The 23,445-nt window shown below is 61.2% G+C and carries 23 protein-coding genes and 2 pseudogenes; 13 read left to right on the forward strand and 12 right to left on the reverse strand.

What is annotated here, in order from left to right:
- Nucleotides 1-3 precede the first annotated feature (3 nt).
- A complete protein-coding gene (locus tag HGO40_RS15545) occupies nucleotides 4-1,119 on the forward strand; it encodes an NAD(P)/FAD-dependent oxidoreductase (RefSeq protein WP_250963753.1) in 1,116 nt (371 codons plus the stop codon).
- Here HGO40_RS15545 and HGO40_RS15550 read toward each other — a convergent pair.
- The 6 genes from HGO40_RS15550 to HGO40_RS15575 all read right to left on the reverse strand — a co-directional run bounded on the left by HGO40_RS15550 (nucleotide 1,116) and on the right by HGO40_RS15575 (nucleotide 5,400).
- Complete coding sequence (locus tag HGO40_RS15550; protein WP_250963721.1) at nucleotides 1,116-1,541, reverse strand: MarR family winged helix-turn-helix transcriptional regulator; 426 nt, start codon at nucleotides 1,539-1,541, stop codon at nucleotides 1,116-1,118. The two genes, HGO40_RS15545 and HGO40_RS15550, sit on opposite strands and share 4 nt — an antisense overlap.
- Nucleotides 1,534-2,022, reverse strand: a complete 489-nt coding sequence (locus tag HGO40_RS15555; protein WP_250963722.1) for a P-loop nucleotide/nucleoside kinase family protein — start codon at nucleotides 2,020-2,022, stop codon at nucleotides 1,534-1,536. Before HGO40_RS15555 ends, HGO40_RS15550 begins: the two co-directional genes overlap by 8 nt.
- Before the next feature lie 122 nt (nucleotides 2,023-2,144).
- Entirely contained in the window at nucleotides 2,145-2,906 is a 762-nt protein-coding gene (locus tag HGO40_RS15560; protein WP_250963723.1) for an SDR family oxidoreductase, read from the reverse strand.
- 33 nt (nucleotides 2,907-2,939) lie between these two features.
- Nucleotides 2,940-3,767, reverse strand: a complete 828-nt coding sequence (locus tag HGO40_RS15565) for an EamA family transporter (RefSeq protein WP_250963724.1) — start codon at nucleotides 3,765-3,767, stop codon at nucleotides 2,940-2,942.
- Nucleotides 3,768-3,835: 68 nt separating this feature from the next.
- The gene (gcvA, locus tag HGO40_RS15570) at nucleotides 3,836-4,741 is read right to left on the reverse strand and encodes a transcriptional regulator GcvA (RefSeq protein WP_250963725.1); all 906 of its coding nucleotides are present in this window, start codon (nucleotides 4,739-4,741) and stop codon (nucleotides 3,836-3,838) included.
- 80 nt (nucleotides 4,742-4,821) lie between these two features.
- On the reverse strand, nucleotides 4,822-5,400 hold the full coding sequence (locus HGO40_RS15575) for a TetR/AcrR family transcriptional regulator (protein ID WP_250963754.1): 579 nt from the start codon (nucleotides 5,398-5,400) through the stop codon (nucleotides 4,822-4,824).
- 121 nt (nucleotides 5,401-5,521) lie between these two features.
- Here HGO40_RS15575 and HGO40_RS15580 point away from each other — a divergent pair, with 121 nt between their 5' ends.
- Entirely contained in the window at nucleotides 5,522-6,280 is a 759-nt protein-coding gene (locus HGO40_RS15580; protein ID WP_250963726.1) for an SDR family oxidoreductase, read from the forward strand.
- Nucleotides 6,281-6,329: 49 nt separating this feature from the next.
- Here HGO40_RS15580 and HGO40_RS15585 read toward each other — a convergent pair whose 3' ends face one another.
- Entirely contained in the window at nucleotides 6,330-7,328 is a 999-nt protein-coding gene (locus HGO40_RS15585; RefSeq protein ID WP_250963727.1) for an NAD(P)-dependent oxidoreductase, read from the reverse strand.
- Between the two features lie 110 nt (nucleotides 7,329-7,438).
- Between HGO40_RS15585 and HGO40_RS15590 the strand changes: the two genes are divergently transcribed.
- From HGO40_RS15590 to HGO40_RS15600, 3 genes and pseudogenes are all read left to right on the forward strand, one after another.
- Nucleotides 7,439-8,056 (forward strand): TetR/AcrR family transcriptional regulator, encoded by a 618-nt coding sequence (locus tag HGO40_RS15590; protein WP_250963728.1) that lies wholly within the window; start codon nucleotides 7,439-7,441, stop codon nucleotides 8,054-8,056.
- Nucleotides 8,057-8,191: 135 nt separating this feature from the next.
- Complete coding sequence (locus HGO40_RS15595) at nucleotides 8,192-8,821, forward strand: LysE family translocator (protein WP_250963729.1); 630 nt, start codon at nucleotides 8,192-8,194, stop codon at nucleotides 8,819-8,821.
- A 57-nt stretch (nucleotides 8,822-8,878) separates the two neighbouring features.
- Nucleotides 8,879-9,559: pseudogene (locus HGO40_RS15600) on the forward strand (class I SAM-dependent methyltransferase).
- Here the strand turns inward: HGO40_RS15600 and HGO40_RS15605 are convergent.
- Nucleotides 9,548-10,120, reverse strand: a complete 573-nt coding sequence (locus HGO40_RS15605) for a histidine phosphatase family protein (RefSeq protein ID WP_250963730.1) — start codon at nucleotides 10,118-10,120, stop codon at nucleotides 9,548-9,550. The pseudogene HGO40_RS15600 and the gene HGO40_RS15605 sit on opposite strands and share 12 nt — an antisense overlap.
- A 253-nt stretch (nucleotides 10,121-10,373) precedes the next feature.
- On the reverse strand, nucleotides 10,374-11,615 hold the full coding sequence (locus HGO40_RS15610) for an OprD family porin (RefSeq protein WP_250963731.1): 1,242 nt from the start codon (nucleotides 11,613-11,615) through the stop codon (nucleotides 10,374-10,376).
- A 241-nt stretch (nucleotides 11,616-11,856) separates the two neighbouring features.
- Here HGO40_RS15610 and HGO40_RS15615 point away from each other — a divergent pair, with 241 nt between their 5' ends.
- From HGO40_RS15615 to HGO40_RS15650, 8 genes and pseudogenes are all read left to right on the forward strand, one after another.
- On the forward strand, nucleotides 11,857-12,804 hold the full coding sequence (locus tag HGO40_RS15615; protein WP_186705595.1) for a LysR family transcriptional regulator: 948 nt from the start codon (nucleotides 11,857-11,859) through the stop codon (nucleotides 12,802-12,804).
- A 91-nt stretch (nucleotides 12,805-12,895) separates the two neighbouring features.
- A complete protein-coding gene (locus tag HGO40_RS15620) occupies nucleotides 12,896-13,687 on the forward strand; it encodes a putative hydro-lyase (protein WP_250963732.1) in 792 nt (263 codons plus the stop codon).
- Nucleotides 13,688-13,717: 30 nt separating this feature from the next.
- Nucleotides 13,718-14,258, forward strand: a pseudogene (locus HGO40_RS15625) (hypothetical protein).
- A 109-nt stretch (nucleotides 14,259-14,367) separates the two neighbouring features.
- The gene (locus HGO40_RS15630; protein ID WP_250963733.1) at nucleotides 14,368-15,303 is read left to right on the forward strand and encodes a LysR family transcriptional regulator; all 936 of its coding nucleotides are present in this window, start codon (nucleotides 14,368-14,370) and stop codon (nucleotides 15,301-15,303) included.
- Nucleotides 15,304-15,400: 97 nt separating this feature from the next.
- Entirely contained in the window at nucleotides 15,401-16,780 is a 1,380-nt protein-coding gene (locus HGO40_RS15635; protein ID WP_250963734.1) for a UDP-glucose dehydrogenase family protein, read from the forward strand.
- 176 nt (nucleotides 16,781-16,956) lie between these two features.
- Complete coding sequence (locus tag HGO40_RS15640; RefSeq protein ID WP_250963735.1) at nucleotides 16,957-17,664, forward strand: HPP family protein; 708 nt, start codon at nucleotides 16,957-16,959, stop codon at nucleotides 17,662-17,664.
- A gap of 134 nt (nucleotides 17,665-17,798) precedes the next feature.
- Nucleotides 17,799-18,905, forward strand: a complete 1,107-nt coding sequence (locus HGO40_RS15645) for an enoyl-CoA hydratase/isomerase family protein (protein ID WP_250963736.1) — start codon at nucleotides 17,799-17,801, stop codon at nucleotides 18,903-18,905.
- Nucleotides 18,906-18,908: 3 nt separating this feature from the next.
- The gene (locus tag HGO40_RS15650) at nucleotides 18,909-20,060 is read left to right on the forward strand and encodes an acyl-CoA dehydrogenase family protein (protein WP_250963737.1); all 1,152 of its coding nucleotides are present in this window, start codon (nucleotides 18,909-18,911) and stop codon (nucleotides 20,058-20,060) included.
- 260 nt (nucleotides 20,061-20,320) lie between these two features.
- On the opposite strand, the gene HGO40_RS15655 is transcribed toward HGO40_RS15650, so the two are convergent.
- Genes HGO40_RS15655 through HGO40_RS15665 form a run of 3 tightly spaced genes read right to left on the reverse strand, consistent with a single transcriptional unit; the run spans nucleotide 20,321 to nucleotide 23,432 of the window.
- Nucleotides 20,321-21,094, reverse strand: a complete 774-nt coding sequence (locus tag HGO40_RS15655) for an enoyl-CoA hydratase (protein WP_250963738.1) — start codon at nucleotides 21,092-21,094, stop codon at nucleotides 20,321-20,323.
- Nucleotides 21,095-21,107: 13 nt separating this feature from the next.
- Complete coding sequence (locus tag HGO40_RS15660) at nucleotides 21,108-22,235, reverse strand: acyl-CoA dehydrogenase (RefSeq protein ID WP_250963739.1); 1,128 nt, start codon at nucleotides 22,233-22,235, stop codon at nucleotides 21,108-21,110.
- A gap of 9 nt (nucleotides 22,236-22,244) precedes the next feature.
- A complete protein-coding gene (locus HGO40_RS15665) occupies nucleotides 22,245-23,432 on the reverse strand; it encodes an acetyl-CoA C-acyltransferase (protein WP_250963740.1) in 1,188 nt (395 codons plus the stop codon).
- Between the last annotated feature and the right edge of the window lie 13 nt (nucleotides 23,433-23,445).

Below are 23,445 nucleotides of genomic sequence, written 5' to 3' on the forward strand. Positions count from 1 at the left end.
ACGGTGAGTGTCGATATCGACTGCGTAGTCGTGGGTGCGGGTGTCGTCGGGCTTGCCATCGCGCGGGAAATGGCCTTGGCAGGTCACGAAGTCCTGGTGATTGAAACTGGGGCGGCAATCGGTATTGGCATAAGCTCGCGTAATTCGGAGGTCATCCACGCGGGGATTTATTACCCTCCCGGGAGCTTGAAAGCCCGGCTGTGCGTCGAGGGCAGACAGGCACTTTACGAGTATTGCGATAGCCACGGTGTCAGTACGCGCAGACTTGGAAAGCTGATCGTCGCCAACACTGACGTGCAGGTAGATCAGCTTCGATTCTTGCTCAAGCGAGGGCATGAAAACGGTGTGGATGATCTATGTCTGCTTGATCGTAATCAGGCCATGGCGCTGGAGCCTGCGCTTGAATGCATCGCTGCGTTGTATTCACCTTCGACCGGCATCGTCGACTCCCATGCGCTGATGTTGGCGCTGCAAGGGGACGCCGAGGCGGCCGGCACCAGCATCGCGTTCCATGCCCCGTTCCTCGGTGCAAAGGTGACAGCGGACGGTTTTCTCCTTCATGTGGGTGGGGTAGCTCCCATGGAGCTTGCATGCCGCCGGCTAATCAATGCCGCGGGCCTTCATGCGCCGGCATTGGCACGGCGAATCGACGGATTGCCGGCTGATGCGGTGCCGCGTGACTATTTGTGCAAGGGCAGTTACTTCAACGTGTCCAGACGCGTGCCCTTCACCCATCTCATTTACCCGGCGCCGGAAGCCGACGGTCTCGGGGTGCATATGACCCTCGATCTGGGCGGACAAGCACGCTTTGGTCCAGATACCGAATGGGTCGAAACCGAGGACTACCAAGTCAATCCCGCTCGCGCAGACAGTTTTTATGCGGCCATTCGCACTTACTGGCCCGACTTGCCGGACGGTAGCCTGCAACCGGGCTACAGCGGGATTCGCCCGAAGATCTCGGCACCTGGCGAGCCAGCCCGCGATTTTATGATCAGCAGCCAGCGCGAGCACGACGTCCCGGGGCTGATCAATTTGTTTGGCATAGAGTCTCCCGGACTGACGTCATGCCTGGCCATTGCCAAGCACGTACGTGAGCTGATTGAACGGCGTCACGCTTAACCAGGCTTGCTCCACTCCCCCACCATCGCCTCATAAACCTCTTGGCAAGCGAACTCCGCCGAGACCTTCGCATCGGCAAAAACCTGATCGCCTGCTGACGTGAGGCAGGCGTAGCCTACACGCGCGTCCCGTGGGTCACTTTGGCGAGACACCAAGCCTATTTTTTCAAGCGGCAGCAGGGATTTGGTGACCGCCGATGCCGTCAACCCCATGCTGTCAGCCAGGTCCGCTCGCCGCAGTCGAGCATTGTGTGCATGTTTCAAGTGGTACAGGATCATGAAATCGCTGAAGCTCAGGCCGTGCACGGCAGAGAGCTTGGCATCCACTCGCCGTGCGGCTGAGGTGTAGGCGCGTGAGAAACGAACACAGCGGTCGAGTATCGAGCCATTCGCGGCAGGTGCGGTAGATTCGTTGTCAGACATTGCAGCATTGCTCCAATTCTTGTGGGGAAGGACGTTCAAATCGGGAATCCATGAAATCAAACATTGGCCCCGTTACCTCGAAAGCGTAGGTCTCGCCTTTTTCACTATTTCTTTGCATGACCCGCTCACGCCGCAGTTGGGGGGCAGCATCGATGAAATAGCTGGACACCTGATAGCCCGCTTGGCCGGCCAACAAACGAATGCGTGTGCGATCAGCTTCACTCATGAAGCCTTGATCAAGCACGACGTCGCGCCCTGCTCCCAGGACCTGTATAGCCGTCTTCCATATATGGGCTTCACAGCGTTGTACACGGGCCATGATCCACGCCAGGTTCATGGGCTTCGGCAGGTCCGGGCCATAAAGCTCGTTCATCCACTCATCGATGGAGAAGCGTACGCCAGTCACTTCGGCATTCAGTTGCCTGGCGAACGTCGACTTCCCTGCCCCCAAAGGGCCAAAAACCATATGGACTGATTGCATGACTTTCTACTTTCTAGATACTTGAATGATACAGTATCAAGAAATAAGAATGACGTGACCTATGGTCGACGAACGGCTGAAGTTACCCGAACATGAAATGAGGCAGCCGATATCCCCTCAGCCTACTTCCCTCCAGTCACATCCAGGAAGGTTCCCGTCACAAACGAAGCCTGCTCCCCCGCCAACCAGAGAATGGCCCGCGCGACCTCCTCCGGCTGGCCACCGCGCCCCATGGGAATCGTGTCCTTCACCCGATCGACTCTGCCCGGCTCTCCTCCGCTCGCATGCATCTCGGTATAGATATGCCCGGGTCGAACGCAATTGACCCGAATGCCCTCCCGCGCCACTTCCTTGGCATAACCGGTCGTGAACGTTTCGACCGCGCCCTTGGACGCTGCGTAGTCCACATATTCATTCGGGCTACCGAGACGGGCTGACGCCGAGGAGACATTGACGACGGCACCGCCACGCCCGCCATAACGATAGGCCATGCGCCGGGTAGCCTGCTGCGCGCAAAGCATCGGGCCCAAGGTGTTCACCGCGAATATTCGCTGCATGCGCTCGAAGCCAAGATCCTCCAAGCGAGACTGCTGGGCGAGTATCGAGGCGTTGTTGACCAGCACGTCGATTCGCCCGAAGTGCAGGTCAAGGGTGGCGAACAGTTCGGCGACCTGTGCTGGATCGGCATTATCGGCACGTACTGCCAAGGCACGGGCGCCCTTGGCCTCGACCTTCGCGGCCACCGCCAACGCCGACGCTTCATCGGCGATATAGGTCAGCACGACGTCGTAGCCTTGCTCAGCGGCCAGTATGGCCGTCGCCGCCCCGATCCCGCGCCCGCCTCCGGTGATCAGGATCACGGGCTTTTGCGAACGTTCATTCATGGTCAATCCTCACGACTGGATGAAAAAGCAACGTCAGCCGATGACCAGCGTACCGAGGGCAATGACGGCACAGGCCAGCAGCTTGCGCAAGGTCAATGCCTCGCCAAGAAAGGCGTACCCGATCAACGCGGCGAACATGACGCTGGTTTCTCGCAACGCAGACACCGCGCCCATCGGTGCATGAGCCATGGCGTAGATCACGACCCCGTAGGCCAATAACGAAACCAGCCCGCCAGCGACGGCCACAGCGAACCCTGGTCGCAGGGCAAAGAGGCTTTGAGTGTCTCGCAGCCCGATGTAAACCATGGGCATCATCACGCCCCACAACAGGCACATCCAGGCGGTGTAGGCCATCGGCGCCCCGGAGAGGCGAACACCGATGCCGTCGACAACGCTGTAGGCGGCGATGAAAAAACCGGTTCCCAATGCGTAGGGCAAGTTGGGCAACGTCCGCCGACGCCTGGTAAAGGCCAGCGATAGGATCCCAGTCGACACCAACGTAATCCCCAGCAGTCCACTCGGCGCTACCCGCGCACCGGCGAACAGCGAAGCGGCCAGGACAATCAGGATCGGAGAGACACCGCGGGCGATGGGATAGGTTTGGCCGAGATCCCCGGACTTGTAACTGCGCACCAGGAACAGGTTGTAGCCCACGTGCAATACCGCGGAGAGGCCGGCGTAAAACCAGCTTGCCCGGGCGGGCGGCGCCAGTAGCGCCGCCACGATGACGCTCGCCACGGCGATCGCCATGCACATGATGGTCATGGACCACAAACGGTCGGCGCCCCCGCGCAGCATGGCATTCCAACTGGCGTGCAGCAGCGCGGCGAACAAGACGAGGCAGATGATGTGTAAGGGCATGCATCATCCTAGACCGCTAAAGTAGCGCTATAGAAGCAAAGTCTCTTCATCCGGGCATGATGAAAAGCTCATGCATAAGCCTGCTGAGCGCCAACTGCCTGGGTCACCAGCCAACGACGAAAGCTGGCAATATGCGGTTGAGTCTCGATCCCTTTGGGACAGACAAAGTAATACGCCAAGGGCGATGCGACCGGCAGTTCGAAAAGCCTTTCAAGGCGGCCGTCATTGAGCTCGGCTTCGACATGCCCGCTGCGTGCCAGGGCGATACCTTGCCCCAACAGCGCCGCCTCGATGGTCATGTTGGTGTCGGCGTAGCGGATGCTTTCCTTCAAGGTTGTGACCTCGACACCCACCTGGGCAAACCACTGCTCCCATTTCGGCACCAGCGCTGCGCCATCGCGCGTCAGCAGTGGATAGCGCAGCAATTCGGCTGCCGTTTGAGGCGTACCAAAACGTGCGAGCAACGCTGGGCTGGCGACAGGAAAAATCTGCTCGCGGAACAGAAACTCTGAGAACAGCGAAGGGAAATGACCGTTGCCCAGGCGGATAGCAACGTCTGGGTCTGCCGTCGAGAAGTTAATGGGGTTGTCGGTACTGTCCAGGGTCAGCAGGATTTCCGGATGGGCTTGCGCCAGATCCGCAAGCCGGGGCAGCAACCACTTCAAGGCGAAGGAATAGGTTGTGCTGACGCTCAACCGCTGCCGCCCGTTTTGCTCGCGCAAATCGGCCAGGGTGGCCTCGAGCTTCATGAAGAACTCCCGCACGATAGGCGCAAGCGCTGCGCCTGCCGAGGTCAGGTGCAGCGCGTTACCGCGATGAAACAGCTGCAATCCCCAGAGCTGCTCCAGATGCTTGAGTTGGTGGCTCACTGCGCTCTGCGTGACATGCAACTCCTCTGCTGCCGAGGTGAACGTGGCGTGCCGAGTAGCGGCTTCAAAGGCTCGCAGGCTCGAAGAAGGCGGGAGGTTTCGCATGAGGGTCCTCTCTATGAGTAAACCTTCATGCTAGCGCCTTTGCATCGCGCGTTATAGCCAGCTGTTAGCCGGCCACTGAGTCAGGTGTCAGACGGTTGATCCTTCAGGCTTTCGGGACTGCCAGCGCAAAGACCATCCATGACCAGGTCCATCAATCTGGCGAGACGCGAGCGCCAATCGCTCTGGGAATCGATTTGCCAAATTCCTGCGGTGGCTAGGAAAAAGTCGTCGTGGGTAACCCCGCTACGAATCGTTCCGGCCTTTTCATTGGCCCTTAAAAGCGACTCGGCAGCGGCCTGGACGGGGGCGTATCCCGACTTCCCTGGGAACTCGTAAGTGGAGGCGGCTTGTCGTATCGCGGTCGCAAGCCCAGCCTTGGTCATTGCATATTCTGCGAGGCAGTCCATCCATTCCCGGAGGGCTTGCTTTGGGGGTTTTGTCGCGAGCAGCTCTTGCGCCAACGAGGCCACTTGCTGCATTTCGAATTGATAAACCTCGAATACCAGCTCCTCCCTATTGGCGAAATGGCGATAGAACGTGCCCTGCCCCACGCCGGCTTTCTTCGCAAGCGCGCTCAGCGGGACCGCAGGATCGAGTGTCAGCTCTGCCACAGCGACCTTCAGAATTCGTTCTCGATTTTTCTTGGCGTCAGAACGCATCGCCAATTCATCATTCTTGGGCAAAGTTTTTTCCTGCGCTGCATTGCAAAGCGGACAGTTGTCCGTTAGTTTTTTTGCAAGTGGACAGCTGTCCGCTTGCGTACCCTTACCGGAGTTTACTATGAACAGCACGGGCAACACGATCCTGGTTACCGGCAGCACCTCAGGCATAGGCCTTGGCTTGGCGCTCAGGCTGCACAAGGCGGGTAACACCGTCATCATCGCGGGGCGGCGCAAGGCTCTGCTCGACAAGATCGTGTCAGAACATCCAGGTATTGAATCGGTATTACTGGACGTCTCTGATCCGCAATCCATCCAGCGCATTTGCGAAGCGCTGGCGATCAGTCACCCGAAACTGAACGTTCTCATCAACAACGCCGGCATCATGCATTGGGAGGATCTGACCGCTGCGCAAGACCTGAGCATCGCCGAAGATATCGTGACAACGAACCTGCTCGGCACGATTCGCATGGTGTACGCCTTCATCCCCCAACTGATCAAGCAGCCCAGTGCGACAATCATCAACGTCAGTTCGGCTTTGGCATTTGTCCCACTGCCTGCAACGCCGACCTACAGCGCAACCAAAGCGGCCGTACATTCGTTCACTCAAAGTCTTCGCGTGCAACTGGAAGCCTCGCCCGTCGAGGTGATCGAGCTTGCACCGCCAGGTGTGCGCACCACGTTGCTTGGGCAGGAAAATGACGAACACGCCATGCCTTTGGATGAGTTCTTGAATGAAATCTTCGAGCTGTTCGAGATCTCTCCAACCCCACAAGAGCTTATCGTCGAGCGCGCAAAACCCTTGCGGTTTGCTGAGGCGAGCGGCTCGCACGATGAGATATTGAACATGCTTGCGGGCTACAAACCACCGACAGAGTGATATTGACCATGCCATCGCTGCAGTCCTGAAAGGGCCTGCAGCGAGGCCCCTATAGCTTGCGCAACTCGCCACCCTCCTGCTTCAGACGCTCCAGATACGCAGTGGCATCCAGCAATTGATAAGGAAAGTACAGCCCCGGCGGAGTCGGTGGCTGGCCGTGCAACCCGATCAAACGTTCAAGAGTCATCGCGACGCTGAGGCCAGTCAAGGGGGCCGCGCCTGCCGGATGGATGAGCGCATGACGTGTCTGCAGCGGCTCGCCCTGGCGGTCTTCGCCGACGAGTTCGATGATGATCTCGGTGGACATCGGCCTGCCCTGGCGGCGAGTTGAGCTTACTGCGGTGGCCAGGTTGAACTGGACATTCGGCGCGCCCGTCGCAGCCGCCAGGCCAACGACATCAATGGACGAGAAGCCGGTGGCCTCGATCTTCGTACCATCCACCGCGTGGAATCCTGCCTTGGAATCCTCTCCTTCGCGCCAGACGAACACACCGTCGCGCCGTGTCAGCGCGGCGGGCAGCATCTTGATCAAATGTTCAAAATCGGTGGCGACGGTCGGACCGCCAGTATCCTGCTCATCGACCAGGGCGTTGATACGGATGTCCTGGACTCGGCCGAAGGCGCGGGCAATGCTCAGCGTCGACACGGTCGTCGCGCCGACCATCCATTCGTAACCGAGGACAATCGGCGAAGCATCAGGCGTGTGCATGTACGTTGCGATTTCCGGCGCGATCTCGAAAACGCCGGAGGAGATGCTGAGGTGCGGCACGCCGCGCTTTTGCGCAAAACGTAATCCGGCAAGGGCGTGGTCCATGTAAAAGACCACGACGGCGCTGACCGGGTGATCGCCGAGACCGAGGTCGTCTGCGGCGGCGTCGATCACCGCCCCCTGTGCCCCGCCAATGTGCTCTGCGGCCCGCTGAGCCTTGGCAAGGTCGCGGCCACCAATCAGCAGGGGTACGTCGGGATGGGCGGCTCGTAGCGCCCGGGCGGTGTGATGGCCAATAGCGCCGGAACCGCCCATTAATAAGATAGGATCGAGTGACATGGTGTGTTCTCCTTGTCTCTGGTTTAAACCTACTTTCAGTAGGTAAGCTAACACACCATCACGCACTTAAACCTACCATTGGTAGGTTTTTATCGGCCAGGAACGAAAACGTGCAGAAAAACACTGAGCATAGCCCTCTCGGCGCCCCTCCCCGCCGGCTTGCGAAAGCCGAACGGCGTCGACAATTGCTGGATACCGCGCTATTGATCGTGCGTGAGGAAGATGCCGATCGGTTGACCTTGGGGCATTTGGCTGCTCGCGCTGGCGTGTCCAAACCGGTTGTCTACGATCATTTCGGCACTCGCTCGGGTCTGTTGATCGAGCTCTATAAGTGGATCGATACCGAGCGGGTCACCGCTTTTCGTGACGCCATGTCCAACACTGCGCGGAGCCTGGAGGAAACGGCCGTCGTCCTGGCGAGCGCCTACATTCATTGCGCGGCCGATAACACCGACGAATTCCATGCAGTGGGCGCAGCCCTGGCAGGCAGCGAGGAAAAGGCGGCGGTGTTCCAAGAGCTTCTGGACAACTGTGTGCAGATGTTCATGGCCGTGCTCGAGCCTCACACAACGTGGTCGACTGACGAACTTGAGCGATGCTGCATTGGCCTCATCGGCGCGGGAGAAGCCCTGTCCGGCGCGTTGGTGCGGGGGCGGCACGACGAGGACAAGGTCATCGGCACATTCGCTTCCCTGATTCGCAGCGTCGTAAAGCCGACGGTGGCGTAGCTTTAGGCGCTGCGGTAACGGCCCCGGGATGCTTACATGTGCGGACGACTGTTGCTATCAGATAGGCCCGGACTGTAACTGACGCCCTCCTCGTCGTTCGCTTACTGTCGAGGCTCTTCCCTCGGAGTGATCCCCATGCCGGACACCGCCAATCTCTACCTGTTCGTGGTTGCTGTCGTGCTTCTGCTGATCGTTCCGGGGCCCAACATGGCCTTTGTCACCAGCCATGCGTTGGCCCACGGCTGGCGTGCCGGTGTCGCTGCGGCCCTCGGCATTTCCTTTTCGGACATGCTGATGACGATGATGGTCAGCGCTGGCATTGGCGCGCTGGTGATGAGCTGGGCGCCGGCGTTCGACGTGCTACGTCTGGCCGGGGCCGGTTATTTGCTGTGGCTGGCCTGGCAAGCACTGAGAACGCCGGCCGCGACTCAGGACAGCCAACTGCAGGCAGCTTCGCTGTGGAAAATCTTCTGCCGAGGCGCCCTCAACAGCCTTTTGAATCCCAAGGCGCTGCTGTTCTTCATGGTGTTCCTGCCTCAGTTCGTTGACGTCAAGGCTGGCGGCGTGGGCCTGCAATTGATCTTCCTCGGAGCGTTGCTGGCACTGATTGCCCTCGTCTTCCATACGCTGCTGGGTGTTTGCGCCGCGCAGCTCAAGGCGAAACTGGGCAACGGTGGGATTTCAAGGCGCCTGGGCACGTATGGTTTTGCCGGGGTCATGGCAGCGCTCGCGGCACGCTTGTTGTTTCTTGATCGACCGCTTTGACCCGCGACGCCTCAGGGGCTGTCCTATGCTTACCTCATCCACTGCGGAGCTGGATCAATGTCGTCACCCGAAACCAAACTCCTCCAAAGTTGGCACCACAATGCCCAGGCCTGGATCGAAGCCATCCGCTGCGGTGCCATCGAAAGCCGTCGGACAGTCACTGACCAGGCCATGCTGCTGGCAGTGCAGAGCCGCCGGCCCGAACGCGTGCTGGATCTGGGCTGCGGCGAAGGTTGGTAGTTGCGGGCGCTGGCTGAACGGGGCATCGAAGCGGTGGGTGTGGATGGCGACGCGACGCTGGTCGAAGCGGCCCGGGCATCAGGCTCCTCGCCGGTGCATCTGGCAAGTTATGACGCACTGGTGGAGGCGACGGTGGACGTCGGCAGCGGCTACGACCTGATCTGCGCCAACTTCGCGCTGTTGCACCAGGACATCATCCCGTTGCTCGCCGCGAGGAACGCCCTGCTCAGCCCAGGCGGCGCGCTGGTGCTCCAGACGCTGCATCCCTGGACCGTGGCGGCGGGCAATTATCAGGACGGCTGGCGAGAAGAAACCTTCGATGGGTTCAAAGGCCAATGGCAGCCCATGCCGTGGTACTTGCGCACCTTGTCCAGTTGGCTCAATGCGTTGGAGATGGCGGGTTTCCGACTGGTGAGCCTGCGGGAGCCGCAGCACCCGCAAAGCCCGGTGCCGCAGTCGTTATTGCTGATGGCCGAGCAATCCCCCTCATGGCGTTAGCGACTCGACGGTAAAACAGCCCGAGCGATAAACCCTGTGCGCCTGCATGCCGCGCCTTTGCAGGGCTTTCCTGACGGTTCTGAGGAACATGCCGTGGGAGACGATGATTGTGATCTTCCCGGCCTCGCCGCCGATTTTGTAAAGCTCAGCGGCCACACCGAGCGCCCGCTGGTGTTCGGCTTTTCGGCTGGCGGCCCCCAGTGAAATCCCCAACAACCAAAGGATCCTGTGCAACGCGAACCAATGCCTCAAGCCCATCTTCAGGACGGGAATGTTGCTCAACCGCAGGTCAAACTCACGTAATCGAGCATCCTGTTGGATACACGCCACGTCGAACAACCGGCAAGCCGTCGCGTAGGCTCTGTTGACGGGCGAGGACATGACGTTGGCTTCGCTCGCCAGGAGCATTTGAGATACGTTTGGCTGGCCCAGGAAGGCTGCAATTTCAGCCTCATCGATGGATGAGGTCTGGTTGTATTCATCCAGCCGAAGCTTGGCCGAACGGGCATTGCAGGGTTTGTAATCGATCAACGGCGTGGCATGGCGTATCAGGTAAATCACGGCAACGGCTCCTTGTTTTCTCGGTAAATCCCTTTCGAAGCGCACCTGTATACAGGCTACGACGCCATTCAGCGAGTGCCATGCCGTTTTATCCAGGAGATACATCTGTGGCGAGGGAGCTTGCTCCCGCTGGGCTGCGCAGCAGCCCCAAACCCAAACCAATGCATCAGGAAAATACGGTTGGCAGGTTTTTACGACGGCTGCGCCGCCGAGCGGGAGCACGCTCCCTCGCCACAATGTACCGCAGGGCTTCTTACCAAAGCGCCACGGTGTAGCTAACGATCAACCGATTCTCATCCAGGTTATTGCCAAAATTGGAGCGCACCGTCGCGTTGCGCCATTTCAAGCCCAGCCCTTTCAACCTGCCGTCTTGCACCACATAGGCAATATCGGTGTTGCGCTCCCACTCCTTGCCTTCGCCCGGGGTGCTGCGCTGGACGTTGTCGCCAGTGATGTAGCGGGTCATGAAGGTCAACCCGGGTACGCCAATGGCGGCAAAGTTGTAGTCATAACGCGCTTGCCAGGAACGCTCGTCGATGTTGGCGAAATCGCCGATCTGCACGAAGTTGACCAGGTACGGATCGCTGCGGCCGATGTAGGGGAACGGATCGTCACCGCTCATGCGCTGGTAGCCCAGGCCCAACGCATGACCCGCCAGGCTGTAGGTGAACAAGGCGCCGAAAGCCTGGTTGTCGAGTTCGCGGAAACTGCCGTCTTCGGTACTGCGCGAATAACGCACGTCACTCTTGAATGACTGCCCTGCGCCCAGGTCCAGGGTGTGGACGAACCCGAGGTAGTTTTGCTGGTAGATGTCTTCCAACTGGCTATAGCGGTATTGCGCCGCGAGGTTCGGCAGGAACTGATAGTCCGCCCCGGCGAACTGAAACCTGTCGCTGCTGCCGCCCATGCGGTTGGCGGTCATGTCCTGGTAGTCGGTGGAGTCGACAAAGTTGATCTGGGTGAGTTGCCCGGCGGTCAGCTTCAAGCGATCGATTTCCTGCACGCTCAGCAAGCCGCCCTTGAACGTGCCCGGCAACAGGCGCGTGTCGTTGGAACTCACCGCCGGGTCCTTGATCTGCAACGTGCCCAGCTTCAAGGTGCTCTTGGACAGGCGCATCTTGGCGGTCAGGCCCAGTTCGCCATAACGGTCCTGGGAACCGCCCGACAGATCCGCCGGCAACAGATTGGTGCCCGCCGTGCCGCCGCCGGAATCCAGTTTGAAACCGGCCATGCCCAAGGCATCGAGGCCGAAACCCACGGTTCCGGCGGTGTATCCCGATTCCATTCGCAGCAGGAAACCCTGGGCCCATTCCTCGGCCTTGTCCCGTGCGCCGTCCTGGCGGAAGTCGCGGTTGAAGTAGAAGTTGCGAGCCTCCAGGTTGCCTTTGCTGTCGGCGATGAAATCGGCCTGGGCGTTCGGCACGCCGATCAGGCTCAGGCCGAGCAAGGTGCCCGCTGAGGTCCAGGTCCGTCGAGGGAATGTGGCGTGTTGCATGGCGCGCTCCTTTTATGGGCGCGAGCGACCCCTCCAGGGGCTCTGCGCACGCCTCGTTATTGTTGTCATGGGGATGCCGGCGCAGTGGGCTTGCGTCGTGGAGCGGATTCTTTGTGTCGAATCGGCGCAGCGTCAAACGGGAAAAAAGCCGGATCGGCCATAAGAAAATTTGATGCGCCCGATGGCTCGATCTGGAGTAACAATTGCAACCATAAGAACCACACGCACCCAGAGAGCCTCCATGAACCTCAAATTCCTCGAAACCTTCGTCTGGGTTGCCCGGCTGCAAAGCTTCAGCCTCACCGCCGAGAAGATGTTCAGCACCCAGGCGGCGATCTCGAGCCGGATCGCCTCGCTGGAAGAAGAGTTGGGCCTGCGCCTGTTCGTGCGGGATTCGCGCGGGGTCTCATTGACACCCGAAGGCCTCAAGGTGCTCGACTACGCCGAACAAATGCTCGACGTCCAGCGCGCATTGAAACAGTCCCTGGACACTAGCAGTCCGCAGCAAGGCCTGGTGCGCATCGGCGTGATGGATACGGTTATACACACTTGGCTCAGCCCGCTGATGTCGATGCTGATGCAAGCCTTCCCCGCCGTGGAAATCGAAATCACCGCCGATGCCGCGCGCAACCTCTGTGAGCAATTGCAGAAAGGCTACCTGGACATCGTGTTCCAGACCGATCTGGTCCGCCACGAAAGCGTGCGCAACCTGGAACTGGGCCACTACCCCATGCACTGGATCGCCGCGAGCCAATCGATCTATGCCCGGCCCTATGCGTCGCTGGTGGAGATGGCCGGCGAGCGCATCATCACCTTCGTCAAGCATTCGCGTCCGCACCAGGACGTGCTCAACCTGCTGTACGCCCACGGCGTGAGTGCGCCGCGGGTCAGTTGCGTCAATTCGGTCTCGGCCATGACCCGGCTGATTCGCGACGGCTTCGGCATCGGCGCCTTGCCGGCCGCGCTGGTGGCCAAGCCTCTGGCCAGTGGCGAATTGATCCAACTCGACCCCGGCACCGCCCTGCCCCAACTGGACGTCGTGGCGTCCTGGCGCGCTGGCGTCGGCCTGGAGTTGATCGAAAACATCGTCCAGATGAGCCGTCAGGTGGTCAGCCAGTACGCCGTCGATGTCGGGCCATTGCGCATGGTGGCGGCCCCCGGACTGAACAGCCAAGCGCCTCTCGAATAACTTTTAGTTGTCGCGGGGTACCAATATTCCTTGTTGGACGTCATCGCCACGCTGTTCCCAAAGTAGCGAACGACCACTTGGAGAACCCGTGATGACGTCCTTCGAACAATTACAACAATACTCACCCGTTGCCCTGCGCCAAAGCATCGCCGCCGGCCAATACCAAGGCCACACCAGCGGCCTGGGCCAAGGTCGCGTGCAAGCCAATATCGTGATTCTGCCCGGCGACTGGGCCAATGAATTCCTGCGCTATTGCACCCTCAACCGCCAGGCCTGCCCGGTGCTGGACGTGACCGAGCCAGGGGACCCGTTCTTTCGCAACCTGGGTGCCGCCATCGATATCCGTCATGAAGTGCCTCAATACCGGGTCTACCGCAACGGCGAGTTGAGCGAATCGCCCCTGGACATCGAACACTTGTGGCAGGACGACCTGGTGGCCTTCGCCCTCGGTTGTTCGTTCTCCTTCGAACAACCGTTGCTGGAGGCCGGCATCCGTTTGCGGCACATTGAACTGGGGCGCAATGTGGCGATGTTCCAGACCAACATCGACACGCGCCCCACCGCCCGACTGTCTGGCAAGATGGTGGTGACCATGCGGCCGATGAAGGCCGCCGCGGCCATCCAGGCGATCCAGATCACCGGACGCATGCCCAACGTTCACGGCGCTCCAGTGCATATCGGCGATCCGTCACTGATCGGCATTCAATCCCTGGACACGCCGGATTACGGCGACGCCGTGCCAGTGGAAGCCGACGAAATCCCGGTCTTCTGGGCCTGCGGCGTGACGCCTCAATCGGAGGTCCAGGCCTCGCGCCCACCGTTGTGCATCACCCACGCCCCGGGCTGCATGCTGGTGACGGACTTGTGGAACAGTGATTTGTAAGCCACGAATGACAATCTGAAGGGATACACGATGAACACGGCTCGGCAATCGATTCAACAGTACATCAATGCCAAGGACGGCAACCGCCCGCACCTGCTGGACCAGGCCTTTACGCCGACTGCTATTCTGGACATGGTCGTGCGCACCGGCTCCATCACGTTTCCTGGTCACGTTGAAGGCCGTACCGCCATTGGCGATGTGCTGGTCAGTCGCTTCGGCCAGGCCTTCGAAAACGTCTACACGTTCTGCCTGGCCGCCCCACCGCCAGTAGACGCCGAAGCGTTCCAGTGCAAATGGCTGGTGGCGATGTCGGACAAGAGCAGTGGCGAGGCGCGGGTCGGTTGTGGCCTGTATGACTGGCACTTCGATTCGCAGTCGCGACTGGCCGAGGGATTGACCATCACCATTGAACACATGAAGACCCTGCCGGGCGACCGATCTGCCGATGATCATGGCCTGGGCATCGAGGCTGGACTATCCGTGGTGCCGGCCGGAAGCGGCTGTCGATAACGTGCCGGATCTGCATGAGTTGCAAGAAGTGGTCTTGTATATGACTAATGCCGGGCAGTGAAGAATATGAAACCTGCCTAGCGACTGCGGGAGGAGACTTCCCTGTGGGGGGTGACTCCTCTCGCCACAGTTTCCATGCTTTCCATGACTGCGCCAAGGAACCGCCCCAAGTGAACATCAAGTTTCTCGAAACCTTCGTCTGGGTGGCCCGCCTGAAGAGCTTTCGCCTCACCGCGGAGAAGCTGTTCACCACCCAGGCGTCCATTTCCAGCCGGATCGCCGCCCTGGAGGACGAAATGGGTGTGCGGCTGTTCGTGCGCGATTCCAAAGGGGTGTCGCTGACCTCCGAAGGCCAGCGCGTGCTGGAATACGCCGAGCGCATCATGGATACCATGCAAAGCATGAGAGCCGCGATCAAGGATCCGCGCCAGGTGCGCGGCCGGATCCGCATCGGTGCGATGGATACGGTGATCCACACCTGGCTCAGCCCCTTGGTCACACGCCTGATGGAATGCTACCCGGCCCTGGAAATCGAACTGTCGGCCGACACCGCGAGCAACCTCTGCTCACAACTGGAAAAAGGCTACCAGGACATCATTTTCCAGACCGACATCCTGCGCCTGGACAGCGTGCGCAACGCAGTGCTGACCCGTTATCCGATGCACTGGGTGGTACGCACCGGCTCCGCCTACGACCGCGCCTATGGGTCGCTGGAAGATTTGTCCCAGGAACGCATCGTGACCTTCTCGCGCAACTCAAGGCCCCACCAGGACATCCTCAATCTGCTGCACTCGGCCAACATCGTCTCGCCACGCATCAACTGCGTGAACTCGGCATCGGCCATCACCCGCCTGGTTCGCGACGGCTTCGGCATTGGCGCCATGCCCGCGGCGCTGGTGGTCGGTGAACTGGCCCAAGGCACCTTGACGTTGGTGGATGGTGTGCCACTGCCCTCGGTCATGGACATCGTCGCCAGTTGGCGAACCGGTGCCGGCATGGAGCGAGTGGAAGACATCGTCAGCCTGACCCGGGAAGTGGTTGGCGAGTTCGTTGCGCAACTGCCCGCAGCGTACCGTTTGGCGGTGCAAGACTTCAGCGGGCTGTAAGTGAACTGCAATATCCCCGACTTATTCTGAGCCCAGCGCACTGCGGCGAACGCAGGTTGTGCAGGTCGCCCACTCGGAATGATCCAGGGAATCCGCCATGAAGATCAGTGTATTCGGAAGTGGTTACGTAGGGTTGGTACAAGCCGCCGTGTTGGCCGAAGTGGGCCATGACGTGGTGTGCATGGACATCGACGAGCGCAAGGTCGACAGCCTGCGGCAAGGCCAGGTGAGCATTTTCGAGCCCGGCCTGGCCGCGCTGGTGCGTGAAGGGCTGGAGGCCGGGCGCTTGCACTTCACCTGTGACGAACAACTTGCCGTGCAACACGGCCAGGTGTTGTTTATCGCGGTGGGCACACCCTCCCGGGACGATGGCAGCGCAGATCTGAGCCAGGTCCTGGCCGTTGGCGAGGCCGTCGCCCGCTACCGCGAGCAACCGCTCATTGTGGTGGAGAAATCCACCGTGCCGGTGGGCACTGGCGACGTTCTGCGAGCGCACATCGACAAATGCCTGCTCAAGGCCAGTCGCTTGCTGCAGTTCGATATCGTCTCCAACCCGGAATTTCTCAAGGAAGGCTCGGCGGTCGCCGATTGCCGTCGTCCGGACCGCATCGTGATCGGCTGCGAGCGCGATGAAGTGCGCGAAACCATGCGTGACCTGTACGCGCCGTTCAACCGCAACCACGACCGGATCCTGTTCATGGACCTGCGCAGCGCCGAACTGACCAAATACGCCGCCAACGGCATGCTGGCGACCAAGATCAGCTTCATCAACCAGATCGCCGAACTGGCCGAACACCTGGGGGCCGACATCGAGTCCGTACGCCTGGGCATCGGCGCCGACTCGCGCATCGGCTACCACTTCATCTACCCGGGATGCGGCTACGGCGGCTCGTGCTTTCCCAAGGACATGCGCGCCTTGATCCACACCGCCGAGCAGGCCCATTGTTCCAGCGACTTGCTGCAAGCGGTGGAAGCCATCAACGGGCGGCAGAAGCACAAACTGTTCGAACGGATCAACGCGTTCTACCAGGGCGACCTGCGCGGCAAGACGTTCGCGCTGTGGGGCCTGGCCTTCAAGCCCAACACCGCCGACATGCGCGATGCGCCGAGCCGCACCCTGCTGGAGTCGCTCTGGGCCGCGGGGGCCAGCGTCCGTGCATATGACCCGGAGGCGAAGCAGCAGACGCAACTGCTCTACCCCGACGAGACCCGACTCTTGTTGATGGGCACGGCGGAATCGGTGTTGCCGGGCGCCGACGCGCTGGTCATCTGCACCGAATGGCAGCCCTTCAAGGCGCCGGACTTCGACCTGCTCCGGCAGCGGCTCAAGGCCCCGGTGATTTTCGACGGTCGCAACCTGTTTGACCCGGACCGCATGGCCGACAAGGGCTTCACCTATTTCCCGATGGGCCGCGGGCAATCCCGCGGCCTGCCCATTGCCCAGCAGACCTGGTTCCCAGCCTCCAGAAGTGCTTGAGCGCGATCGTTACCTCAAAATTAATGCACTCAAGCAGCATTAATATGAATTTGTAAGCGAGGGTTGTGACCGGCACACTGTGCACCGTTCCTCCCCCAACTGTTGGAACACTTAAAGGGCTTTCTGGGATCTCCCCGTAAGCCCCTTTTTTTGTTCGTTTTTTGGATTTTCGCTTAATGCTTTCTCGCTGGATCCCCGCCGCTATCAATACCCGTCCCACCGAATGGAGCCGCGCCGCCATCGGCATGGCATTGGGGACCCTGTTCAGTGTCTGGCTATGTGGCCAGGTCTTTGGCCTGGAGGTGGCACAACACCTGATCGGCCCCCTCGGTGCTTCGGCCGTGCTGTTGTTTGCCGTGTCATCGGGTGCCCTCGCCCAGCCGTGGTCGATTGTCGGCGGTTACCTGTGTGCGTCGGTCGTGGCGCTGCTGGTGGCCCATGTCCTGGGGCGTACGCTGGGCAGCGCCTGCCTGGCGGCCGGCATGGCACTGGTGCTGATGTGCTGGCTGCGTTGCCTGCACCCGCCGGCCGGTGCCCTGGCGGCGACGTTGGTGCTGGCGGATCCATCTATCGTTGCCCTGGACTGGCAGGCGGTTGGCGCGGCCATGTTGGCCGGCTCCGGGTTGCTCATCTTTGCCCTGGCCTACAACAACCTGACGCGGGTGCGCTATCCCAAGCGCGCCAGCGAACCGGTGGCCGTCATACCGGCTGACCACCCTCCCGTCGACCGCCAGGCCATCACCGCCGAAGACCTGAAACTGGCCCTGGCGGAAATGGAGGCATTCTTCGACGTCACCCCGGAAGATCTGGAACAACTCATCCACGTCAGCGAGCGAAATGCCAAGCGCCGCAGCATCACGGAGGTCCTTTCAAGTCGCGGTTGAGCCTGTGGCTGCTATAAATATGCAGACAGGACCTGCACGTATCCCGGTTGTGCAAGGCAAATTTGCACTGGTACGATCCTGATCGGGTACGCGCGACACAATTCATAAAAAACAATAAAAGCAGGGAGTTAGCGATGACAGCTCAGGTTTCATCCCAAGCTGCGGAAACCATCGAAGCCGTGGCCCATGAGGTGCTGGTCGACGTTCGCAATCACGTTGGCCACTTGACCCTGAACCGCCCCGCCGGCCTCAATGCCCTGACCCTGGGCATGGTGCGCAGCTTGCAACAACAACTCGATACGTGGGCACTCGATCCACAGATCCGTGCCGTGGTACTGCGTGGCGCCGGTGACAAAGCGTTCTGCGCCGGCGGTGATATCCGCTCGCTCTACGACAGTCACAAACAAGGCGATACCCTGCATGAAGATTTCTTCGTCGAGGAATACGCCCTCGACCTGACGATCCACCACTACCGCAAACCAATCCTCGCCTTGATGGACGGCTTCGTGCTGGGCGGCGGCATGGGCCTGGTGCAAGGCGCCGACCTGCGGGTCGTGACCGAACGCAGTCGCCTGGGCATGCCAGAAGTCGCCATCGGTTATTTCCCCGACGTCGGCGGCAGTTATTTCCTGCCGCGCATTCCCGGTGAGCTGGGGATCTACCTGGGGGTCAGCGGCGTACAGATCCGCGCCGCCGACGCGTTGTACTGCGGGCTCGCCGACTGGTACCTCGACAGCCGCAAGCTCAAGCAACTGGACGCGCGTCTCGATCGGTTGGAATGGCACGACACGCCGCTCAAGGATCTGCAAAGCCTACTGGCCAAACTCGGCCAGCAACAGCTCCCTGCCCCGCCCCTGGCCGACTTGCGCCCAGCCATCGACCATTTCTTTGCCCTGCCCGACGTACCGAGCATGGTCGAGCAGTTGCGCCAAGTCACCGTCGCCAACAGCCATGAATGGGCGGTGAAGACCGCCGACCTGCTGGACAGCCGCTCGCCCCTGGCCATGGCCGTGACCCTGCAAATGCTGCGGCGCGGCCGGCATTTGAGCCTGGAAGACTGTTTTGCCCTGGAGCTGCACCTGGACCGGCAATGGTTCGAACGCGGAGACCTGATCGAAGGCGTGCGCGCCTTGCTGATCGACAAAGACAAGAACCCGCGCTGGAACCCGCCGACCCTGGAGGCGCTGGACGCCGACCATGTGGCGAGTTTCTTCGACGGCTTCGACGACCACGGGAACTGAGCCATGCACGACCTCGAACTGACCGAAGAACAAGTGATGATCCGCGAGATGGCCCGGGACTTCGCCCGTGGTGAAATCGCCCCCCATGCCCAGGCCTGGGAAAAAGCCGGCTGGATCGACGACGGCCTGGTGGCGAAGATGGGCGAACTGGGCCTGTTGGGGATGGTGGTGCCGGAAGAATGGGGCGGCACTTATGTCGACTACGTGGCCTATGCCCGGGCGGGGGAGGAAATCTCCGCGGGCGATGGTGCCACCGGGGCGCTGATGAGCATCCACATCTCGGTGGGTTGCGGGCCGGTGCTGAATTTCGGCACCGATGAACAGAAGCAGACGTGGCTGGCGGAGCTCGCCAGTGGCCAGGCCATAGGCTGCTTCTGCCTGACCGAGCCCCAGGCCGGTTCCGAAGCCCACAACCTGCGTACCCGGGCCGAACTGCGCGATGGCCAGTGGGTGATCAATGGCGCCAAGCAGTTCGTCAGCAACGGCAAGCGGGCGAAACTGGCGATTGTGTTTGCCGTGACCGACCCGGAGCTGGGCAAAAAAGGTATTTCGGCGTTCCTGGTGCCCACCGATACGCCGGGGTTCATCGCTGATCGCACCGACCACAAAATGGGCATCCGCGCCTCAGACACCTGTGCGGTTACCTTGAACAACTGCACCATCCCCGAGGCCAACCTGCTGGGCGCGCGTGGCAAGGGCTTGGCCATTGCCCTGTCCAACCTGGAAGGCGGTCGCATCGGCATCGCGGCGCAAGCCCTGGGCATCGCGCGCGCAGCGTTCGAAGCGGCGCTGGCCTACGCCCGCGATCGTGTCCAATTCGACAAGCCGATCATCGAACACCAGAGCATCGCCAACCTGCTGGCCGACATGCACACCCGCATCAACGCCACCCGACTGCTCATCCTCCACGCCGCCCGCCTGCGCAGCGCCGGCAAGCCGTGCCTGTCGGAAGCCTCCCAGGCCAAGCTGTTCGCCTCGGAAATGGCCGAAAAGGTCTGCTCCTCGGCCATACAGATTCATGGCGGGTACGGGTATCTCGAGGATTATCCGGTAGAACGCTACTACCGCGACGCGCGGATTACCCAGATCTACGAAGGGTCGAGCGAGATACAGCGAATGGTCATCGCCCGGGAACTGAAACACTACCTGGTGTAGCGGCAGGAAAAGCATCGCGAGCAAGCTCGCTCCCACAAGGTTCAGCGGCGTACACAAAGGCTGCGCACACCCCCGATCCACTGTGGGAGCGAGCCTGCTCGCGAAAGCGATGCATCTGTCACAACAATGCCGAATGTTCCGCCGCTATCGCGGGCAAGCCCAGCTCCCACAGGGTTCGGCGGCGTACGCAAATACTGCGCACACCCCCGATCCACTGTGGGAGCGAGCTTGCTCGCGATAGCGTCAACAGCAACGCCGCATTACTTGTCCTGAAACTCCGCCGCACGCTTGGCCACGAACGCCGCCATGCCTTCCTTCTGGTCCTGCGTCGCAAACGCCGCATGGAATACCCGGCGCTCGAAACGCACGCCTTCGGACAGGCTGACTTCAAAGGCGCGGTTGACGCTTTCCTTGACCATCATGCTAATGGGCACCGACTTGGAGGCGATCAACGCTGCAGTTTTCAGCGCATCGTCCAGCAGTTCGTCGGCCGGTACGATCCGCGCGACGATGCCGCAACGCTCGGCTTCCACCGCGTCGATGAAACGCCCGGTCAGGCACATTTCCATGGCCTTGGCCTTGCCTACCGCACGGGTCAGGCGCTGGGTGCCGCCCATGCCCGGCAGTACGCCGAGGTTGATTTCCGGCTGGCCGAACTTGGCATTGTCCCCGGCCAGAATGAAATCACACATCAACGCCAGCTCGCAGCCCCCGCCCAAGGCAAAACCGTTCACCGCGGCGATGATCGGCTTGCGGCGGTTGGCCACGCGGTCGCTGTCGCTGAACAGGTCGTCCAGGTAGATTTGCGGGTAGGTCAGGTCAGCCATTTCCTTGATGTCAGCCCCGGCGGCGAAGGCCTTTTTCGAGCCGGTCAGCACGATGCAGCCAATCTTCGGATCCGCCTCCAGGCTATCCAGGGCCTGGTTCAGCTCGCTGACGATCTGCGCATTCAAGGCGTTCAAGGCCTGGGGACGGTTGAGGGTGATCAGGCCGACGCGGTCCTTGATCTCCAATAAAATCGTTTCGTAGCTCATGCAGGACTCCTGTTCAAAGATTGCGCGAAATGACCATGCGCTGAATGTCGCTGGTGCCTTCATAGATCTGGCAGACCCGCACGTCGCGGTAGATACGCTCCAGCGGGAAATCATTGAGGTAACCGTAACCGCCCAGCGTCTGCAACGCCATGGAGCAGACCTTCTCGGCCATTTCCGAAGCGAACAGCTTGGCCATGGACGCTTCCACCAACGCTGGCTGGCCGTTGTCCCGCAGGGCGGCGGCGTAATGCACCATTTGCCGGGCCACCGCGATCTGGGTCGCCATGTCCGCCAAGCGGAACGCCACGGCCTGATGCTCGATGATCGGCTTGCCGAAACTGGAGCGTTCCCGCGCATAGTCCCGGGCCGCTTCGAACGCGGCGCGGGCCATGCCCACCGCTTGCGCCGCGATGCCCACCCGGCCGCCTTCCAGGTTGGCCAGGGCAATCTTGTAGCCCTCGCCCTCCTCACCCAGGCGATTGCCCACCGGCACCTTCACATCCTCGAACAGGATCTGGCAGGTGTCGGACGCGTGCTGGCCGAGTTTATCTTCCACCCGCGCCACGCTGTAGCCCGGCGAATCGGTCGGCACGATGAAGGCACTGATGCCCCGCTTGCCGGCGCTCGGATCGGTCACCGCGAACACGATCACCACCCCAGCGTTCTGCCCGGAGGTGATGAACTGCTTGCAACCGTTGAGCACGTAATGATCACCCTCCAGCCGCGCCCGAGTCTTGAGGCTGCTGGCGTCCGACCCGGCCTGGGGCTCGGTCAGAGCGAACGCGCCCAGCATCGCGCCGCTGGCCAGGGGCGTGAGGAATTTCGCCTTCTGCTCATCGGTGCCGAACTTGAGGATCGGCACGCAGCCCACCGAATTGTGCACGCTCATGATGGTCGAGCATGCGCCATCGCCGGCGGCGATTTCCTCCAGGGTCATGGCATAGGCCAGGTAACCAGTGTCACAACCGCCCCACTGCTCCGGCACCAGCATGCCGAAAAAGCCCAGTTCGGCCATTTCACCGATGGCTTCCCGGGGGAAACGGTGCTCACGGTCCCATTCGGCGGCGAACGGTTTCAGCCGCTCCTCGGCGAACTGCCGGGCCATGTCACGGATTTGGGTCTGTTCTTCAGTCGGGAGCATGGTGATTCCTTAATACAGGCATTCGACGGCCATCGCCGTGGCTTCGCCGCCGCCGCTGCAGATCGCCGCGACGCCGCGCTTCAAGCCTTTCTGGCGCAGGGCCGACAGCAGCGTCACCAGGATCCGTGCGCCAGACGCGCCAATCGGGTGGCCCAACGCACAGGCACCGCCGTGGACGTTGACCTTGTCATGGGCGATTTCCAGCTTGGCCATGGTCACCAGCCCCACCACGGCGAAGGCTTCGTTGACCTCAAACAGATCGACTTGATCCAGCGACCATCCGGTCTTTTGCATCAATTTCTTCACGGCGCCAATCGGCGCAGTGGGAAACAGGCTCGGGGTATCGGCGAACGCCGCGTGACCGTGGATCACCGCCAACGGCTTGAGGCCACGCTCGGCTGCCTGGCTTTGGCGCATCAGCACCAGGGCGGCGGCGCCATCGGAAATGGAACTGGCGTTGGCTGCCGTCACCGTGCCGGCCTCGCGGAACGCCGGCTTGAGCGAGGCGATCTTGTCGATCCGCGCTTTCGGCGGTTGTTCGTCGTGGCGAATGGTCACTTGTTCCTTGCCGACCATGACCTGCAACGGCACGATCTCGGCGTCGAAACTGCCGTCCTTGATCGCCTGCTGGGCGCGGGTGGTGGAGGCAATGGCGAAGGCATCCTGGGCCTCGCGACTCAAACCGTTGGCCTCGGCGCAATCTTCGGCGAAGGTCCCCATCAACCGACCTTTGTCGTAGGCGTCTTCCAGGCCGTCGAGGAACATGTGGTCAAGCACCCGGCCATGGCCCATGCGGTAACCACCGCGGGCACGGTCCAGCAGGTACGGCGCGTTGGACATGCTCTCCATGCCACCGGCCACCACCCCCTCGGCACTGCCGGCGATGAGCATGTCATGGGCCAGGATCGCCGCTTCCATGCCCGAACCGCACATCTTGTTGAGCGTGGTGCAGCGGGTCGACTTGTCGAGCCCGGCGCCCAGCGCGGCCTGACGCGCCGGGGCTTGGCCTTGGCCGGCGGCGAGCACACAACCGAACAGCACCTCTTCAACCGCGCCCGGCGCCACGCCGGCACGCTCCACGGCGGCCTTGATGGCGGCGGCACCCAGTTGTGGCGCGGTGAGGCTTTTCAGCTCGCCCTGGAAACCGCCCATGGGGGTGCGGACGGCACTGACAATAACAATAGGATCGCTGGACATCATGAATCCTCCT

Origin of the sequence: Pseudomonas sp. CG7, from assembly GCF_023701885.1 — a bacterium.
In the GTDB taxonomy this organism is placed as follows: Bacteria; Pseudomonadota; Gammaproteobacteria; order Pseudomonadales; family Pseudomonadaceae; genus Aquipseudomonas; species Aquipseudomonas zanjanensis.

Bases quoted from the DNA above. Each gene is read 5' to 3' on its own strand.
- HGO40_RS15610 (WP_250963731.1), bottom strand. From the start codon at position 11,615: ATGCAACACGCCACATTCCCTCGACGGACCTGGACCTCAGCGGGCACC.
- HGO40_RS15560 (WP_250963723.1), bottom strand. From the start codon at position 2,906: ATGAATGAACGTTCGCAAAAGCCCGTGATCCTGATCACCGGAGGCGGG.
- HGO40_RS15650 (WP_250963737.1), top strand. From the start codon at position 18,909: ATGCACGACCTCGAACTGACCGAAGAACAAGTGATGATCCGCGAGATG.
- HGO40_RS15595 (WP_250963729.1), top strand. From the start codon at position 8,192: ATGCCGGACACCGCCAATCTCTACCTGTTCGTGGTTGCTGTCGTGCTT.
- HGO40_RS15550 (WP_250963721.1), bottom strand. From the start codon at position 1,541: ATGTCTGACAACGAATCTACCGCACCTGCCGCGAATGGCTCGATACTC.
- HGO40_RS15640 (WP_250963735.1), top strand. From the start codon at position 16,957: ATGCTTTCTCGCTGGATCCCCGCCGCTATCAATACCCGTCCCACCGAA.
- HGO40_RS15620 (WP_250963732.1), top strand. From the start codon at position 12,896: ATGACGTCCTTCGAACAATTACAACAATACTCACCCGTTGCCCTGCGC.
- HGO40_RS15655 (WP_250963738.1), bottom strand. From the start codon at position 21,094: ATGAGCTACGAAACGATTTTATTGGAGATCAAGGACCGCGTCGGCCTG.
- HGO40_RS15580 (WP_250963726.1), top strand. From the start codon at position 5,522: ATGAACAGCACGGGCAACACGATCCTGGTTACCGGCAGCACCTCAGGC.
- HGO40_RS15665 (WP_250963740.1), bottom strand. From the start codon at position 23,432: ATGTCCAGCGATCCTATTGTTATTGTCAGTGCCGTCCGCACCCCCATG.
- HGO40_RS15645 (WP_250963736.1), top strand. From the start codon at position 17,799: ATGACAGCTCAGGTTTCATCCCAAGCTGCGGAAACCATCGAAGCCGTG.
- HGO40_RS15660 (WP_250963739.1), bottom strand. From the start codon at position 22,235: ATGCTCCCGACTGAAGAACAGACCCAAATCCGTGACATGGCCCGGCAG.
- HGO40_RS15585 (WP_250963727.1), bottom strand. From the start codon at position 7,328: ATGTCACTCGATCCTATCTTATTAATGGGCGGTTCCGGCGCTATTGGC.
- HGO40_RS15635 (WP_250963734.1), top strand. From the start codon at position 15,401: ATGAAGATCAGTGTATTCGGAAGTGGTTACGTAGGGTTGGTACAAGCC.
- HGO40_RS15555 (WP_250963722.1), bottom strand. From the start codon at position 2,022: ATGCAATCAGTCCATATGGTTTTTGGCCCTTTGGGGGCAGGGAAGTCG.
- HGO40_RS15615 (WP_186705595.1), top strand. From the start codon at position 11,857: ATGAACCTCAAATTCCTCGAAACCTTCGTCTGGGTTGCCCGGCTGCAA.
- HGO40_RS15565 (WP_250963724.1), bottom strand. From the start codon at position 3,767: ATGCCCTTACACATCATCTGCCTCGTCTTGTTCGCCGCGCTGCTGCAC.
- HGO40_RS15575 (WP_250963754.1), bottom strand. From the start codon at position 5,400: ATGCGTTCTGACGCCAAGAAAAATCGAGAACGAATTCTGAAGGTCGCT.
- gcvA (WP_250963725.1), bottom strand. From the start codon at position 4,741: ATGCGAAACCTCCCGCCTTCTTCGAGCCTGCGAGCCTTTGAAGCCGCT.